The 15976-nt window shown below is 45.2% G+C and carries 16 protein-coding genes; 11 read left to right on the top strand and 5 right to left on the bottom strand.

The annotated features are described in order from the left end of the window. Positions 1 to 372: 372 nt before the first annotated feature. Complete coding sequence (locus N4310_RS03285) at positions 373 to 2040, bottom strand: formate--tetrahydrofolate ligase (RefSeq protein WP_262092061.1); 1668 nt, start codon at positions 2038 to 2040, stop codon at positions 373 to 375. Positions 2041 to 2109: 69 nt separating this feature from the next. On the opposite strand from N4310_RS03285, the gene N4310_RS03280 reads away from it, so the two are divergent. Genes N4310_RS03280 through N4310_RS03265 form a run of 4 tightly spaced genes read left to right on the top strand, consistent with a single transcriptional unit; the run spans position 2110 to position 5662 of the window. Further along, a complete protein-coding gene (locus tag N4310_RS03280) occupies positions 2110 to 2796 on the top strand; it encodes a phosphopantothenate--cysteine ligase (RefSeq protein WP_262092060.1) in 687 nt (228 codons plus the stop codon). Next, positions 2797 to 3342 (top strand): phosphopantothenoylcysteine decarboxylase, encoded by a 546-nt coding sequence (gene coaC, locus N4310_RS03275; RefSeq protein ID WP_262092059.1) that lies wholly within the window; start codon positions 2797 to 2799, stop codon positions 3340 to 3342. Continuing rightward, positions 3335 to 3892 carry an ECF transporter S component gene (locus tag N4310_RS03270; RefSeq protein ID WP_262092058.1) on the top strand — a complete coding sequence of 186 codons (558 nt, stop codon included), beginning with the start codon at positions 3335 to 3337 and terminating at the stop codon, positions 3890 to 3892. Before coaC ends, N4310_RS03270 begins: the two co-directional genes overlap by 8 nt. Positions 3893 to 3943: 51 nt before the next feature. Beyond that, the gene (locus N4310_RS03265; protein WP_262092057.1) at positions 3944 to 5662 is read left to right on the top strand and encodes a phospho-sugar mutase; all 1719 of its coding nucleotides are present in this window, start codon (positions 3944 to 3946) and stop codon (positions 5660 to 5662) included. A 58-nt stretch (positions 5663 to 5720) separates the two neighbouring features. On the opposite strand, the gene pta is transcribed toward N4310_RS03265, so the two are convergent. From pta to yjbM, 4 genes are all read right to left on the bottom strand, one after another. Further along, the gene (gene pta / locus N4310_RS03260; RefSeq protein WP_160333043.1) at positions 5721 to 6695 is read right to left on the bottom strand and encodes a phosphate acetyltransferase; all 975 of its coding nucleotides are present in this window, start codon (positions 6693 to 6695) and stop codon (positions 5721 to 5723) included. Positions 6696 to 6867: 172 nt separating this feature from the next. Further along, the gene (locus tag N4310_RS03255) at positions 6868 to 7758 is read right to left on the bottom strand and encodes an RluA family pseudouridine synthase (RefSeq protein ID WP_262092056.1); all 891 of its coding nucleotides are present in this window, start codon (positions 7756 to 7758) and stop codon (positions 6868 to 6870) included. Next, positions 7755 to 8579 carry an NAD kinase gene (locus N4310_RS03250; RefSeq protein WP_262092062.1) on the bottom strand — a complete coding sequence of 275 codons (825 nt, stop codon included), beginning with the start codon at positions 8577 to 8579 and terminating at the stop codon, positions 7755 to 7757. Before N4310_RS03250 ends, N4310_RS03255 begins: the two co-directional genes overlap by 4 nt. After that, positions 8563 to 9234 carry a GTP diphosphokinase gene (yjbM, locus tag N4310_RS03245; protein WP_160333045.1) on the bottom strand — a complete coding sequence of 224 codons (672 nt, stop codon included), beginning with the start codon at positions 9232 to 9234 and terminating at the stop codon, positions 8563 to 8565. Before yjbM ends, N4310_RS03250 begins: the two co-directional genes overlap by 17 nt. 111 nt (positions 9235 to 9345) lie before the next feature. Here yjbM and N4310_RS03240 point away from each other — a divergent pair, with 111 nt between their 5' ends. From N4310_RS03240 to N4310_RS03210, 7 genes are all read left to right on the top strand, one after another. Next, positions 9346 to 9906: a CYTH domain-containing protein gene (locus N4310_RS03240; RefSeq protein ID WP_262092055.1), complete on the top strand. Its 561-nt coding sequence runs from the start codon at positions 9346 to 9348 to the stop codon at positions 9904 to 9906. Positions 9907 to 9974: 68 nt separating this feature from the next. Further along, positions 9975 to 10964 carry a ribose-phosphate diphosphokinase gene (locus N4310_RS03235; protein WP_262092054.1) on the top strand — a complete coding sequence of 330 codons (990 nt, stop codon included), beginning with the start codon at positions 9975 to 9977 and terminating at the stop codon, positions 10962 to 10964. After that, positions 10948 to 12060, top strand: coding sequence for a cysteine desulfurase family protein (locus N4310_RS03230; RefSeq protein WP_262092053.1), 1113 nt, complete (start codon positions 10948 to 10950; stop codon positions 12058 to 12060). The genes N4310_RS03235 and N4310_RS03230 overlap by 17 nt, the downstream gene beginning before the upstream one ends. A 2-nt stretch (positions 12061 to 12062) precedes the next feature. Continuing rightward, positions 12063 to 12410, top strand: a complete 348-nt coding sequence (locus N4310_RS03225; protein ID WP_160333049.1) for a DUF1831 domain-containing protein — start codon at positions 12063 to 12065, stop codon at positions 12408 to 12410. A gap of 87 nt (positions 12411 to 12497) precedes the next feature. Next, positions 12498 to 12713, top strand: a complete 216-nt coding sequence (locus tag N4310_RS03220; RefSeq protein WP_160333050.1) for a DUF4649 family protein — start codon at positions 12498 to 12500, stop codon at positions 12711 to 12713. Positions 12714 to 13231: 518 nt separating this feature from the next. Then, a complete protein-coding gene (gene spxB, locus N4310_RS03215; RefSeq protein WP_160333463.1) occupies positions 13232 to 15007 on the top strand; it encodes a pyruvate oxidase in 1776 nt (591 codons plus the stop codon). A 246-nt stretch (positions 15008 to 15253) separates the two neighbouring features. Next, positions 15254 to 15913, top strand: coding sequence for a redox-sensing transcriptional repressor Rex (locus tag N4310_RS03210; RefSeq protein ID WP_262092052.1), 660 nt, complete (start codon positions 15254 to 15256; stop codon positions 15911 to 15913). Positions 15914 to 15976: the final 63 nt, after the last annotated feature.

The following is a 15976-nucleotide window of genomic DNA, read 5'->3' as shown; positions in this document are numbered from 1 at the left end:
GGACACGTTTTCTAAAATCAATTCCGTATGCCATAAGACAAGTATATCATATACGGTTTATAAGCTAAACGACTATATTAGACATCAAATATCTCTCCATAGTATGAAAAAAAGGCCACCTAGTTATACATCTCTGTACCTTCGATGACTTCTAATCTAATTAAATTATACTACTATAGTATCTACTAAGTCAAGAATTTCCCTACCTCTTCACGACAAATATCATTCGAAAGTGATAATGTCCCATAGGGAATATATGAAAAAAGCCACCGAGTTATACATTTCTGTATCTCGGTGACTTCTAATCTATTTGCAGTTTACCAAAACAGATTCAACGGAGTAAGTATTACTCTAGTTTCTCTTCATGCGTTTCTAGAACAATCCGAAAGTCTGACCCTCGGCATCCAAGCCCATGTGGAGGGCGGCCGGTTCCTTAGGGAGGCCGGGCATGGTGAGGACATTCCCCGCTAGGGCGACAATAAAGCCGGCTCCGTTGCGCAACTGAAACTCGCGGATGGTGATGCGGAAGTTCTGAGGGCGGCCGCCTAGGCTTGGATTGTCTGATAAGGAATAGGGCGTTTTAGCCATACAAATAGGGAGTTGGTCCCAGCCTTGGTTTTGGAAGTGCTTGAGTTGTTTGGCTGCTTTGGGAGCCAAGTCAACGCCCTGGGCACCGTAGGCTTTTTGAGCTAACTTTTCCAGTTTTGTCAGGAACTGATCCTCAACCTGGTAATAAGGGGTAAAGTCCTTTTCTTCTGCCAAGTAAGGGAGGAGGGTCTTGACCAATTCTTGGCCTCCTTGAGGCCCTTTTTCCCAAACTTCTGTCAGGGCAACCGGAATAGCGGCAGCTTGGCAGAGCTCTTGCAGGAGCGTTAGTTCGGCAGGGCTATCACCTGAGAAACGGTTGAGGGCCACGATGACAGGACGACCAGTTGTGGCTAAACTGTTAACATGGTGGGAGAGATTGGCAAAACCAGCTTCCAAAGCTCCTAAATCTTCTTGAGCTAGATCCGCTTTGGATATGCCGCCGTGCATTTTGAGGGCTCGGATGGTGGCAACAAGGACAATGGCGTCTGGGGTTTTGCGGAGATGGGGCACCTTGATATCGAGGAACTTCTCCGCCCCTAGATCAGCCCCGAAACCGGCTTCGGTGACGGTAATATCGGCCAAGGATAGGGCAGTCTCTGTCGCCAGGATCGAATTACAGCCATGCGCGATATTGGCGAAGGGGCCGCCGTGGACGAGGGCTGGGGTTCCGTAAATGGTTTGGACCAAATTGGGTTTGAGAGCGTCCTTGAGCAAAAGGGTGAGGGCCCCTTGAACCTCCAGGTCCTTCACAAAGAGGGGCTGGTCTGCTCGGTTATAGCCGATTAAAATATTGGCTAAGCGTTCTTGCAGGTCTTGAAGATCACGCGCCAAGCAAAGAATCGCCATCATTTCACTGGCCACCGTGATATCAAAGCCATCTTCCCGAGGTTGTCCATTGATAGGTCCGCCTAACCCAATGACAATCTGCCGCAGACTCCGATCATTGATATCTAAAACCCGTTTCCAGGCGATACGACTGGGATCCAAGTCCAAGGCATTGCCCTGGTGAATGTGGTTGTCAATCAAGGCCGATAGGGTATTGTGGGCACTGGTCAGGGCATGCATGTCCCCTGTGAAATGGAGATTGATATCCTCCATCGGCAGGACTTGCGCATAGCCGCCACCAGCAGCTCCACCTTTTAAGCCCATTACAGGTCCCAAAGAGGGCTCTCTGAGGGCAATCATTGTCTGGTGGCCTGCAGCATTCAGGCTATCCGCAAGGCCAATTGTCACTGTTGATTTGCCCTCCCCTGCGGGGGTCGGATTGATAGCGGTCACCAAAATCAACTTACCGGCTTCTTTTTGCTTCAGTTCCATCAAGGTTGGATAGGAAATTTTCCCCTTATAGGGACCATATTGTTCAATCGCATCCGCGCTTAAGCCTAAACTGGCGGCGATTTTAACGATTGGTTGTAAGGAACTCTCTTGTGCAATTTGAATATCTGTTTTCATAGCCAGTCCTCCTCTTTCCCTATCATTATAACAAAAGCCAAATCCCTGAAAAAGGTGTATAATTGTCTTATGAAAATCCTAATCACAACAGGTGGAACTTCCGAACCCATTGACCAGGTTCGGGCCATCACCAATCAATCAACAGGGCGTTTGGGAAGCGCTATCGCCCAAGCTTGTTTAGAAGCTGGTTTTGAAGTAACCCTGATTACAACCGAGCAGGCCAGTAAGCCTCCAGCCCATCCCCTGCTCCAGCAAATCCTCATCAAAACAACCCGGGATCTGGAGTCGGCTCTCCAAAGCCAGGTGCCTCAGCACCAGGTTCTGATTCACAGTATGGCCGTATCCGATTATCGCCCCGTGCAGATGGTTCCTTTGGAAAAAGTTCAAGAGGCTAAAAATCTGCAAGCCTTTCTAGAGCCAGCTCAAAAAGATGGCAAACTGTCCTCCGCGGCCGACCATCAAGTGATGTTCCTAGAGAAAACTCCTAAATTGATTCAGCAGGTCAAGGACTGGAATCCCCAGATCCGTTTGATTGGCTTTAAACTACTCGTCTCTGTCAGTCCCGAAGAGCTACTAGCTGTGGCGTGTGCCTCACTGACAAAAAATCGGGCTGATTTGATTGTCGCCAATGATCTCACACAAATTGACCAGAATCACCACCAGGCCTATCTTGTTGAGCCTGACCGGGTACAAGAAGCCCAGACCAAAGCCGAAATCGCCCAAAAACTGGTCGATTTTATTAGAAAGGAGTCCTAGATGGCCACCATCACCCTAGCCGTCACCGGAAGTATTTCCGCCTATAAAGCAGCTGATTTGATTAGTCAACTGCGAAAGTATGGTCACCAGGTTCATGTCCTGATGAGCGAAGCCGCTCAAGCCTTTATTACTCCCCTAACCCTACAGGTGCTCTCACAAAATCGAGTTCATTTGGACACTATGGAAGAACCGGACCCAAGCAAGGTCAACCATATCCAATTGGCCAAGGACAGTGATCTCTTTTTAGTGGCCCCCGCTTCTGCCAACACCCTGGCTAAATTGGCCAATGGAATGGCGGATAATATTGTGACCGCCACAGCCCTGGCTCTACCAGTAACAACACCCAAATTACTGGCTCCAGCCATGAATACCAATATGTATCTCAATCCAGCCAGCCAGAACAATCTCGCTCGCTTGCAAGAGCTGGGCTATCAAATGGTTGAACCCCGGGCCTCGCTACTAGCCTGTGGGGATTATGGAATTGGTGCTTTGGCCGAGATACCGACTATTTTAGAAGCTGTAAAGGAGGTTCTAGACCTTGCGTAAATCAAATACAACCGCGGCCTTGGCTATTTTCCTAGCCGCCATGCTTGTTATCCAGTGGTTGAGTGGTTTTGTTTTTAACCTACTCCCCTTTGTGATTCGACCAACTCTCATTCATATCCCGGTCATCATCGGCTCCATTCGTTATGGTCCCAAAACCGGTATGTTGCTGGGCTTCTTTATGGGGCTTATCTCCATGGTAACCAATACAATTTTCCTGCAACCGACTAGCTATCTCTTTAGCCCCTTTGCCCCTAATGGGACGTGGCTCTCGCTGATAATTGCCTTTGTCCCACGGATCCTGATTGGGCTCTTTCCTTATTTTATTTTCCGTCTGCTACCTAATCGCTTTGGGCTCGGTTTAGCCGGTGTTGTCGGCTCCCTAACCAATACCTTCTTTGTGCTTTCAGGAATTTTCCTTTTATTTCCAGCTATTTACCAAGGGAACCTGCAAAACTTTTTGGCGGCCATCCTCACAACCAATTCCTTTGCGGAAATGGCCCTAGCCGGATTTATTACAGCAGCTGCTTTTCCGATTTTGAAAAAAAGTTAAAAAAGTGCTATAATGTAAGCGATTGCGAATATAATAAAAGGAGATTATCATATGACCTATTTGGAATCTTATCAAAACTGGCTTGAGCAAGAAAATCTACCAGCTTACTTACGCCAAGAGTTGGAGGCTATGGATGACAGTCAGAAGGAAGATGCTTTCTACACCAACCTCGAATTCGGGACAGCTGGGATGCGCGGGATTATCGGTGCGGGTACCAACCGTATCAATATCTTTGTGGTTCGTCAGGCAACTGAGGGACTGGCTCGTCTGATTGAAAGCAAGGGTGAGGAATTCAAGGCGCGTGGTGTTGCCATTGCCTACGATAGTCGTCACTTCTCTCCTGAATTTGCAATGGAATCTGCGGCTGTCTTGGCTCAACATGGCATCAAATCCTATGTCTTTGAAAGCCTTCGACCAACTCCGGAGCTATCCTTTGCGGTCCGTCACCTCAATGCCTTCGCTGGAATTATGATCACAGCTTCCCACAACCCTGCGCCATTTAACGGTTACAAGGTTTATGGAGAAGATGGGGGCCAAATGCCACCGGCAGATGCAGATGCTCTAACCAACTTTATCCGCGAAATTGCTGATCCATTTAGCATCCAAGTTGCTGATACCGAAGCAGCACAAGCCAATAACCTCATTGAGATTATTGGAGAAGCTGTAGATGCAGAATACCTCAAGGAAGTCCAAAGCGTAACCATTAACCCTGACCTGATTGAAGAATATGGAAAAGACATGAAAATTGTCTACACACCACTTCATGGAACCGGTGAAATGTTGGCCCGCCGTGCCCTTGCCCAAGCAGGCTTTGATTCGGTTCAACTGGTTGAAAGCCAGCTAACAGCTGACCCAGACTTCTCAACTGTCAAATCACCAAACCCTGAAAGCCAAGCAGCCTTTGCTCTTGCAGAAGAACTAGGCCGTGAAGTTGGTGCAGATGTCTTGATCGCGACAGACCCCGATGCCGACCGTCTCGGTGTTGAAGTCTTGCAGGCAGATGGCTCTTATAAGAACCTATCTGGAAACCAAATCGGGGCTATCATCGCCAAATACATCCTGGAAGCCCACAAATCAGCTGGCACCCTTCCAAGCAATGCAGCCTTGGCTAAATCCATTGTTTCAACCGACCTGGTAACCAAGATTGCTGAAAGCTACGGCGCAACCATGTTCAACGTCTTGACTGGTTTCAAATTCATTGCTGAAAAAATCCAAGAATTTGAAGATACCGGTAGCCACACCTACCTCTTCGGTTTTGAAGAAAGCTTCGGTTACCTTATCAAACCATTCGTCCGCGACAAAGATGCCATCCAAGCTGTATTGATTGTAGCTGAAATCGCTGCCTACTTCCGTTCTCGTGGCCTAACCCTAGCCGATGGAATCGAAGAAATCTACAAAGAGTACGGTTACTATGCTGAAAAGACTCTCTCTGTAACTCTCTCTGGTGTCGATGGAGCCGCTAAAATCAAAGCAATTATGGGCAAATTCCGTGACCAAGCCCCAGCTAGCTTCAACCAAAGCCCTGTGATCCTCACAGAAGACTTCCAAGAACTAACAGCTACCGACGCCCAAGGCCAAGTAACCACCCTTACAACGCCACCAAGCGACGTACTCAAATACACACTGGAAGACGGCTCCTGGATTGCAGTCCGTCCTTCCGGTACCGAACCAAAAATTAAATTCTACCTCGCCGTTGTTGGAGATTCCAACCAAGAAGCCGAAGCTAAAATTGCAGCCATCGAAGCTGAAATTAACGCTTTTGTAGAATAATCGAAAACCCCTAGCCGAGTGATATACTCGACTAGGGGTTTTGGTTTGGTTCTAAGGCTTAATCATAAAGCGCTTGACTGGCTGTAATCAAAGTTAGTTTGTAGACATCCTTGATACTCGCACCACGGGAGAGGTCGTTAACAGGGTGGTTGAGCCCTTGTAAGATTGGACCGACGGCGCTGAAGCCACCGAGACGTTCCACCATCTTATAACAGATATTCCCCGATTCAATGCTTGGAAAGACAAACACGGTTGCTTGGCCTGCAACAGGACTGTTAGGAGCTTTGAGTTTAGCTGTTTCCGGATCATAGGCTGCGTCAAACTGCAATTCGCCATCAATGACTAAGTCAGGTGCCAATTCTTGCGCTAGCTTGGTTGCAGAAACCACTGTGTCCACCTTGGGACCAGAGCCACTTCCCTTGGTAGAATAACTCAACATGGCAATTTTGGGATCAATACCAAAGGCTTTGGCTGTTGCGGCAGAGTTAATAGCAATTTCTGCTAAGATGTCTGCTTCTGGTTCAATATTAATGGCACAGTCTGCAAAAAGGTAGCGTTCTTCTCCACGGACCATGAGGAAGGAACCGGAGGTTCGCTTAATTCCTGGTTTAGTTTTAATAATCTGAAGGGCTGGACGTACAGTATCTGCAGTTGAATGAATGGCTCCAGAAACCATTCCGTGGGCATAGCCTGTGTGAACCAACATGACACCAAAATAGTTCACATCCTCTACGAGGAGTGCACGGGCTTCCTCTTCGTTGATTTTGCCCTTGCGCCGCTCAACCAGGCTTTCGACCATCGCATCCAGTTGGTCATATTCCTTGGGATTAATAACCTCGAAACCTTCTGTAATCCCTTCAATCTCGAGATAGAGACGGATTCTTTCTGGACTCCCTAAAAGCACTGGAATAATGTCTGTATCTGTTACAATCCGTTTGGTTGCCTGCAAAATACGAGGTTCTTCTCCTTCCGGTAAAACAATTTTAACGGTTTTTCCTTGAAGGGACTGGCGAATGCTATCGAAAATTTTCATAATAACCTCCTTATACTCATTTAATTTCAAAATCTGACCTTATCAAGCCTCCTTGATCGCTTCTATGGGTAATAGTCAACAGGTCTCCCAGACCTGTTGAACTAGCTTCGTCGGCTTTCCTAGTCATCTTTTTGTCTTATTCGAGTATTTTGATTTCGATTTGAATTAGGTGTTAAGGTCGGGACAGGTCTCCGAGGACCTGCTGAAAATCAGCTGGAAGAGGGGCCTGTAAAAACAACTCTTCCTCTGAAAAGGGATTGTAGAAACGTAAGGAATGACAATGAAGGGCTTGACGTTCGATGCCCTCTGCTAAACTGCCGCCATACAAATCATCTCCTAAAAGCGGATAACCCAGATGGGAAAAATGGACCCGAATCTGGTGGGTACGGCCTGTGTGGAGTTGAATATCCACCAAATATGTTGGAGCTTGGTCAATCAGCACCTGATAAGAGGTACGAGCATACTTCCCATCAGGTGCAACCCGTCTGGTGATGATACTCTCTGGATTCCGAGCAACGGGGGCAATGATTTCTCCTTGCCGGGGCAGGGGCTGGTCGCCCTTAACCAGGGCCAGGTATTTTTTCTCAATCGAGCGTGACTGGAGTTGTTTGTCCAAGCGGGCATGGGCGTAACCATGCTTGGCAAAAAGCATGAGGCCTGAGGTATCACGGTCAAGTCGCGTCACAATATGAACTTGCTGGTTTTCATAGTCTTGTTCCTGGTAATAGCCCTTGACAAAATTAGCCATAGTATTGGAATGGTTGACACTAGGGATACTAGCCACACCTGCAGGCTTATTGAGGACTAGAAAATGGTCGTCTTCGTAGACAATATCCAAGTCCCGAGAGATGGCTTCTAACTTTTCAAAGGGAGGTTCAGCCGGGATATCAATGATTAACTCATCACCAATATCCAGTAGATAAGTCGCAAATTGTGGTTGCCCATTCACCAAAATTTGCCCACCCTTATACTTGATTTTTGCCAAAAGCCCTCTCGAAATATCATGACGCTTGACAAAGGTCTTCACTTTGACATGTTCATCGACAATAAATTGAAATCTCATTCGTCTTCCACCTCGCCGATGAAGGAGTCGCGCACGCGCTCCCAAAAACTGGTGTGCTTCGAAGAAGCCATAAAGGGAATCTTGCGATGGTAAATCTGGCACTCGAAGCGGCTCACCTGCTCCACCTGATAGACATGATTGTCCACCAACAAGGTATGAGGACTATCTGACAAGGGCAGGATTTCAATCTTATCCTTCCGAGGTACGATGACAGACGAGCCAAGAGTCCGATAGACCCGATTGTTGAGACTGGCTACCTCTGTCACCTGCAGGGCCTCAATCGTCGGATGGAGGACACTGCCCCCCAATGACTTGTTATAGGCCGTGCTCCCAGTCGGTGTTGAAATACAGATTCCATCCCCCCTGAAGCGCTCAAAAGGCACCTGGTTCAAATGCAGATCTGCCACCATGGTTCGATCCGTCCGGCGAACCGTAGCTTCATTTAATGCCAAATATTCCTTGACATCCCCAGATTGATAGTGAATTTTTATTTGGAGCAAAGGATAAGAGATCTGTGCCCCTTGATCCAAGAGTAAATTCTGAACCAAAAGGTCTAGTTCAAAATCCCGATAGTCCGTATAAAAACCCAAATGTCCGGTATGGACCCCAATAAATCGTACCTTGTCTAGCTGATCCTTGTAACGGTGAAAAGCCGACAACAACATCCCATCGCCACCGATGGAAATAACAATATCCGGATTTTTCCTGCTTAATTCAAACTGCTTGTAGGGACGAAGCATACGGCTGAGTTTCTGGAAGACTTCCTGACTGCGTGGCCTTTGATTGGCTATCAAGGCAATCCGTTTAACGGTATTCTTCATCGGTGTCATCACTATTACCTACTCCGTCATATAATTTGCGATGGACGGGATCAAACAAAGCTTGAGCATCTTGAATATCATCTCGAATTTGCCCCATTTCTTCATCTAATTGGTAAGCCATTCGAGCTGCTCTCTCCAAACGATTTTTAATCTCCTCTGGGAAATTCCCCTTGTATTTATAGTTGAGGGAATGTTCAATTGTGGCCCAGAAATTCATGGCCAAGGTCCTGATTTGAATCTCGGCTAAAATAGTCCGCGAACCATGAATGGTATCAACCGGATACTCAATCACCACATGATAGGAACGATAGCCACTCGACTTGCGGTGATTGATATAGTCCCTTTCTTGGACAATCCGCATATCCTTGCGGCGTCGCAAGACCTCTAAAATTTCATACACATCATCTACAAATTGAACCATAATCCGCAAGCCAGCAATATCTTGCATATCCTGTTCCAAACGCTCCATCGAAATCGCGCGAATCACCATTTTTTCTTGAATACTCTCAATCGGTTTGACCCGACCGGTCACAAATTCAATGGGGGAATGAAGGTTTTGCTTGCGGTACTGCTTACGAATACCTCGTAGCTTAATTTTTAATTCACCCACGGCCTGGATGTATGGATCTAATAGATCTTCCCAATTTGGCTCCATTTCTGCCCCTTTCCTTGTACTTCCTGTCCTTTTTGTATAAAATAGACACAATCTTATTTTAACACATTCTTGAAAACCTTTCCATGAATAGGATGAAAGAGAGACCTAAAAATGCAACACTTGGAAATTGAATTCAAAAACTTACTGAAAAAAACGGAATATGACCGACTACGAGTCCTTTATCCAGATGTGACCCCCATCCACCAGACCAACTACTATATTGACAGTCCCCAATGGATCTTAAAAGAGCATGGCATGGCCTTGCGCGTTCGCACCTTTGAAACAGGAGCTGAATTGACCCTTAAGATTCCCCAGGCTATTGGCAATATGGAGTACAACCAAGAATTAACCAGTCTGGTCTGGCCCCTCTTCCCAGACCAAGTCCAACTGCCAGAAGGAACTATCCTAGATCTACTTCGCGAGGAGGGGATTGCCCTTGAAAAATTGCGGGTGCTCGGCAGTCTCCATACAGAACGCCTCGAAATCCAAGTTCCCATTGGACTCTTGGCCATTGATAAAAGTTCCTACTTTGATCAAATTGACTACGAATTAGAACTGGAAGTCACCAATCCCGCTCAAGGCTATAAGGACTTCCAGCAGTTTCTACGGGAACATGGCATTGATGAAAGAAAGGCCCCAACCAAGGTTGCGCGTTTTGCAGCAAAACTATAGAGGACTGTATCTTTTTAAGTAAAATTTGATAAAATAGAAACAAATACAAAAAGGAGTTCAACCCATCCATGATTGCGACACAAACCGACAAAAAGCAAATGAAGATTTTTTCCTTAAATTCAAATCCAGAGATTGCCGAACGCATTTCACAAGAAACAGGTATTCCACTCGGAAAACTCTCTTCACGTCAATTCTCAGATGGTGAAATCCAGATCAATATTGAAGAAAGTGTTCGTGGTTTTGACATCTACATTATTCAGGCAACCAGCTTTCCCGTTAACAACCATTTGATGGAGCTTCTCATCATGGTTGATGCCTGCAAACGGGCCAGCGCCAACTCAATCAACGTGGTGATGCCCTACTTTGGTTATGCGCGCCAAGACCGCACAGCTGCCCCACGCGAACCAATCACAGCCAAGTTGGTAGCCAATATGCTGGTCAAAGCTGGTGTTACACGCCTGCTCACCCTTGATCTCCATGCGGTTCAAGTCCAAGGTTTTTTCAACATCCCAGTCGACAACCTCTTCACAATCCCTCTCTTTGCCCAACACTATTATGATAAAGGCTTATGCCAACAAGACGTGGTTGTTGTGAGTCCAAAGAACTCCGGTGTCAAACGGGCCCGTCAACTGGCAGAGCTATTGGATTTGCCAATTGCCATCATTGACTATGCTCAAGATGATGCTGATCGTGAGGAAGGTTATGTGATTGGAGATGTAGCTGGCAAATGGGTTATTATGATTGATGACATCCTTAATACCGGAAAAACCTTCTCTGAAGCTGCCAAAATCCTAACGGATGAAGGAGCGACTGAAATTTATGCAGCTGCCAGTCACGGCCTCTTTGCCGGTCAAGCAACTGAACTCTTGAATCAAGCCAATATTAAAGAAATTGTCGTAACCGATTCTGTTGCTACCAAACAGGCAATTCCAGACAATACTCTCCGCCTATCTGCCAGCAAATTGATTGGGGAAGCTATTGTACGTATTCAAGAACGCAAACCAGTCAGCCCACTCTTTGATTTTTATAAAGAAGAAAAAAATGATTTATTTAGATAACGCTGCAACTACCAAAATCAGCTCAAAAGCCATGGCTGCGATGATGGAGATCATGCAGGACCATTATGGCAACCCATCCAGTATCCATGGTCTTGGTAGAGATGCTCGCAAATATTTACGCCAGGCGCGTGAGTCCATCGCGAAGCAATTAGAGGTTTCAACAGATCAGATTATTTTTACCTCTGGGGGAACAGAGGCCAACAACTTGGCCCTTTTCTCCTACATCTTGGAGCATCAAGACCAGGGTAAACACCTGATAACAAGCGCAATTGAGCACCATTCGGTCCTAGAAGTTTTTCACCGTCTGGAACAAGAGTATGCCTTTGAGGTGACCTACTTAGAACCACGAGACGGACAACTGGCCATTGACGATTTCCAGGCTGCCCTACGAGACGATACGATTTTGGTTTCTATGATGGCAGCCAATAACGAAACCGGTGCTCTACTTCCCATTGCCCAAATTGGAAAAATTCTACAAGAACATCCTGCCGCCTTTCATGTGGATGCAGTTCAATGGATGGGCAAACGACCTTTTTATCCCAAGGAGCTGGGAGTCGACTTTGCGACAGCCTCGGCCCACAAGTTCCATGGCCCTAAAGGAGTTGGTTTCCTCTACACCAGCCAGCCTAAGCTAAAAAGTTTGATGCTGGGCGGTACGCAGGAAAATAAGCACCGCGCGGGTACTGAGAATCTGCCAGCTATTGTCGGGATGGCTACCGCGCTTGAGGAAAGTCTGGAGAACTGGGAAGACAAAGAAGAGCATATCCGCAACCTAAGACAAACACTTGTAGCTTCGTTACCAGCATCTGTAACCGTCAATGAAGCCACCAACCAGCTTCCTCATGTCCTCAGTTTAGTGGTCCCTCAAGTCAGCAAGGATAGTTTATTGCTACAGTTAGATTTGGCGGGGATCGCTGTTTCCGGTGGTTCTGCTTGTACAGCAGGGACCTTGGAGCCTAGTCATGTCATCGCCGCTTGCTATCCCGATCACCCTGAACGGAATAACCACTCCATTCGGATTAGTTTCTCGGATGATACCAGCTTAGATGATGTGACTACCTTTACTCAAACACTTAAAAATATAATCGGAGGATAAGTATGGCTTTTTCAACCAGTGTCCATCTCCCCAACTCACCTTACCGTTACCACATTGATCCAGGCATTCGAAAATACACGCTGCGTGATACCACTTTTAGTCAGAACAAGACTGGAAATTATGAATTGCAACGCTTACTAGAGGAAGTCCCTAACAGTGGTCAAGGCTTTCTCGTCAAAATTGCTGTCAAAGAGGATTTATCTGCCTTTCGTCTCACCATTACTGATGCGACAGGGTTACATAAAGTAGATATTTTCCAAGATAAAATTAGTCCCATCTACCGCGAAAAATTTTTCTTCCTCATGGATAGCCTGGTAGATCGAAAAGTTTTCTCCAAAGAAGAGGTTTGATATTCAAAGAACACGAGCATATTCGATTACTCTTGTAACCAAATGTGTTACAATCTTGTCAAGAAGAAAAAAGGAGGCCAAACGCCTATGTATGAACTTCATTACACAGATTCCTATAAGATTGATCGCAGTCTGACCTTTGAACAATACAGTGATCTTACACGTCAGTTCCTAGGTTGCTTAGCTATTCCAGACTATTTGAAAGTTACTTCCTTTACCTTCAATGGGGAAGAGCTTGGCTTTCAAGGGACACTAGGAGATGTTTACAATTTCATCAGTAGCGATAGCTTCCCTAAAACATAATATCCCTAAAGAGGCTGGGCCAAAAGTCTAGCCTCTTTAACTTTGGTTAATAAAATGCCTTTGACGCAGTAGCTGATTGGGTCTAACAGCATTGTATGCTGTTAGAGAGTACCAAATCTTGTTTGCGAAGCAAACTCCAATCGTTCGCTTTTCAAGCTAGGAAGAGGACCTAATCAGCTTTGCGGGGGTGGGACTACGAACTAAATTTGAAAAAATTTAGTTCTGTCCCACTCCCTTTCTTTTTACTCTATTGAGAGGTATTCGAGCAGGGCAAACCGATCCAACACCTTCCCTGAGATAAGGAACGGCAGTAACCTCTAACAAGTTCCAGGCCTACTTTTTAGGAAGTACCAGCGCGTGAAAAAACTTCCTCAAAACGTTATTTTTAGAATAATTCTTAAAATTTTGAGCAGATTGTTTTCATTGTGCTCGAAACTGTGATATAATTACCTTGTAATACTAGTTAAGCGTTTCCATTAATTAGTTTATGATTACTATTTCAAAGGAGATTTGTCACTATGACTAAAATCACTGCTTCTGCTGCTATGCTCAATGTTTTGAAAACATGGGGCGTTGATACAATTTATGGTATTCCTTCTGGTACTTTGAGTTCCTTGATGGACGCACTTGCAGAAGACAAAGATATCAACTTCTTGCAAGTACGCCATGAAGAAACTGGTGCTCTTGCAGCTCTTATGCAAGCTAAATTCGGTGGATCTATCGGGGTCTGTGTCGGTTCAGGTGGACCTGGTGCAACTCACTTGATCAACGGTATCTACGATGCAGCTATGGATGCTACTCCAATGTTGGCAATCCTTGGTTCTCGTCCTGTTACTGAATTGAACATGGATGCTTTCCAAGAGTTGAACCAAAACCCAATGTACAATGGTGTAGCTGTCTACAACAAACGTGTAGCTTACGCTGCTCAATTGCCAAAAGTTATCGACGAAGCTTGCCGTGCTGCAATCGCTAAAAAAGGTCCTGCAGTTGTTGAGATCCCAGTTAACTTTGGTTTTGAAGAAATCGATGCAGATTCTTACTACGGATCTGGAACTTACGACCGTACATTTGTAGCTCCAGCTTTGAACCAAGTTGAAGTTGATAAAGCGGTTGAAATCCTTAACAACGCAAAACGTCCAGTTATCTACGCTGGTTTCGGTGGTGTTGGTGCAGGTGATGTAATCACTGAACTTTCTCGCAAAATCAAAGCTCCTATCATTACAACTGGTAAGAACTTTGAAGCCTTTGAGTGGGATTACGAAGGTTTGACTGGTTCTGCTTACCGTGTTGGTTGGAAATCTGCCAACGAAGTTATCTTCGAAGCAGACACAGTTCTCTTCCTTGGAAGCAACTTCCCATTCTCAGAAGTTTACAACACTTTCAAAAACATCGAAAAATTCATCCAAGTGGATATCGATCCATACAAACTTGGTAAACGTCATGCGCTTGATGCTTCAATCCTTGGTGATGTTAAAGAAGCTGCACAAGCTATCCTTGATAAAGTAAACCCAGTTGAATCTACACCATGGTGGAGAGCTGTTGTCAAGAACAACCAAAACTGGCGTGATTACATGAACAAGCTTGAAGGTAAAACTGAAGGCGAATTGCAATTGTACCAAGTTTACAACGCAATCAACAAACATGCTGATGAGAACGCAATCTACTCAATCGACGTAGGTAACTCAACTCAAACTTCTACTCGTCACCTTCACATGACTCCTAAGAACATGTGGCGTACTTCTCCACTCTTTGCGACAATGGGTATTGCTCTTCCTGGTGGTATTGCTGCTAAGAAAGACAATCCAGATCGCCAAGTATGGAACATCATGGGTGACGGAGCATTCGGTATGTGCTACCCAGACGTTATCACAAACGTTCAATATGACCTACCAGTTATCAACGTTGTCTTCTCAAACGCTGAGTATGCCTTCATCAAGAACAAATATGAAGATACAAACAAACACTTGTTTGGTGTAGACTTCACTAACCCAGATTACAAGATGATCGCTGAAGCTCAAGGTGCTGTTGGATTCACAGTGGATCGTATCGAAGATATGGATGCTGTTATGGCAGAAGCTGTGAAATTGAACAAAGAAGGTAAGACTGTTGTAATCGATGCACGCATCACTCAACATCGTCCAATCCCAGTAGAAGCTCCAGAACTTCGTTTGGATCCAAAAGCTTACTCTGCTGAAGAAATTGCAGCTTACAAAGAGAAATACGAAGCTGAAGAATTGGTACCATTCCGTCTCTTCCTTGAAGAAGAAGGTTTGGAATCACGTAACTACAAATAAGCCTTGTGCTTAAAAGGTTGAGGGATTCCCTCTCAACCTTTTTTCTTTGCCTGATAGAGGATAAAGTTCGGTTTTTCTTTCGAAATCCCCATCGAATCCCTAAAGTAAGACCCCACTCCTGATCCTATACTAGAACTATCAGAACTTCTATCATAATTTTTGTAAGTATATTCATTGCTTTTTAGGCTTGATTCCTTTATAATATAATTAATTCACAAACTCTTGAGAAAGGAAGGGATAGGGATTATGGAAGTGAGAAATCAACCCATTCCTCGTGCAACCGCCAAGCGCTTATCTCTTTACTATCGTATTTTTAAGCGCTTTAATACTGAAAAAATCGAAAAAGCTAGTTCCAAACAAATCGCCGAAGCTATTGGAATTGATGCCGCAACTGTTCGCAGAGATTTCTCTTATTTTGGAGAGCTAGGAAGACGAGGCTTTGGTTATGATGTCAAAAAACTCATGACCTTCTTTGCAGATCTCCTCAACGACAACAACATTACTTATGTAGCTCTTGTGGGTGTTGGAAATATGGGAAAAGCCTTGCTCCACTACCGCTTTGAAGAACGCAATAAAATGAAAATTGTCATGGCCTTTGATCGAGATGAACATGAGGCCGTAGGGACGACTACTGATGACGGTATTCCAATCTATCCTATCTCTCAACTGCAAGAAAAATTAAGTGAGTCTGAGGTTAAAACCGCTATTTTAACAGTTCCCAGTGTTAAAGCCCAAGAAGTTGCCAATCAACTCGTCAATACCGGCATTAAAGGAATTCTCAGCTTCTCACCCGTTAACCTATCTGTTCCTAAAGATGTTGTTGTCCAATATGTTGACTTGACTAGTGAACTACAGACTCTTCTCTACTTTATGAACCGATCTGAAAAAAATAAAGGGCACCTCTAAAAACTCATACTTATTGACGCCTTATTTAAAATAAGTAGGTATTCCTATTTGGTAGTGCGGACG

The sequence above is a fragment of the Streptococcus danieliae genome, assembly GCF_025447695.1.
Lineage (GTDB): Bacteria > Bacillota > Bacilli > Lactobacillales > Streptococcaceae > Streptococcus > Streptococcus danieliae.
The sequence above is the reverse complement of the archived record's forward strand: the minus strand, read 5'-3'. Positions and strand labels throughout refer to the sequence as shown.

Coding starts and splice junctions, on each gene's coding strand:
- N4310_RS03285 (WP_262092061.1), bottom strand. CDS start 2,040: ATGAAAACAGATATTCAAATTGCACAAGAGAGTTCCTTACAACCAATC.
- N4310_RS03280 (WP_262092060.1), top strand. CDS start 2,110: ATGAAAATCCTAATCACAACAGGTGGAACTTCCGAACCCATTGACCAG.
- coaC (WP_262092059.1), top strand. CDS start 2,797: ATGGCCACCATCACCCTAGCCGTCACCGGAAGTATTTCCGCCTATAAA.
- N4310_RS03265 (WP_262092057.1), top strand. CDS start 3,944: ATGACCTATTTGGAATCTTATCAAAACTGGCTTGAGCAAGAAAATCTA.
- pta (WP_160333043.1), bottom strand. CDS start 6,695: ATGAAAATTTTCGATAGCATTCGCCAGTCCCTTCAAGGAAAAACCGTT.
- N4310_RS03255 (WP_262092056.1), bottom strand. CDS start 7,758: ATGAGATTTCAATTTATTGTCGATGAACATGTCAAAGTGAAGACCTTT.
- N4310_RS03250 (WP_262092062.1), bottom strand. CDS start 8,579: ATGAAGAATACCGTTAAACGGATTGCCTTGATAGCCAATCAAAGGCCA.
- yjbM (WP_160333045.1), bottom strand. CDS start 9,234: ATGGAGCCAAATTGGGAAGATCTATTAGATCCATACATCCAGGCCGTG.
- N4310_RS03240 (WP_262092055.1), top strand. CDS start 9,346: ATGCAACACTTGGAAATTGAATTCAAAAACTTACTGAAAAAAACGGAA.
- N4310_RS03235 (WP_262092054.1), top strand. CDS start 9,975: ATGATTGCGACACAAACCGACAAAAAGCAAATGAAGATTTTTTCCTTA.
- N4310_RS03230 (WP_262092053.1), top strand. CDS start 10,948: ATGATTTATTTAGATAACGCTGCAACTACCAAAATCAGCTCAAAAGCC.
- N4310_RS03225 (WP_160333049.1), top strand. CDS start 12,063: ATGGCTTTTTCAACCAGTGTCCATCTCCCCAACTCACCTTACCGTTAC.
- N4310_RS03220 (WP_160333050.1), top strand. CDS start 12,498: ATGTATGAACTTCATTACACAGATTCCTATAAGATTGATCGCAGTCTG.
- spxB (WP_160333463.1), top strand. CDS start 13,232: ATGACTAAAATCACTGCTTCTGCTGCTATGCTCAATGTTTTGAAAACA.
- N4310_RS03210 (WP_262092052.1), top strand. CDS start 15,254: ATGGAAGTGAGAAATCAACCCATTCCTCGTGCAACCGCCAAGCGCTTA.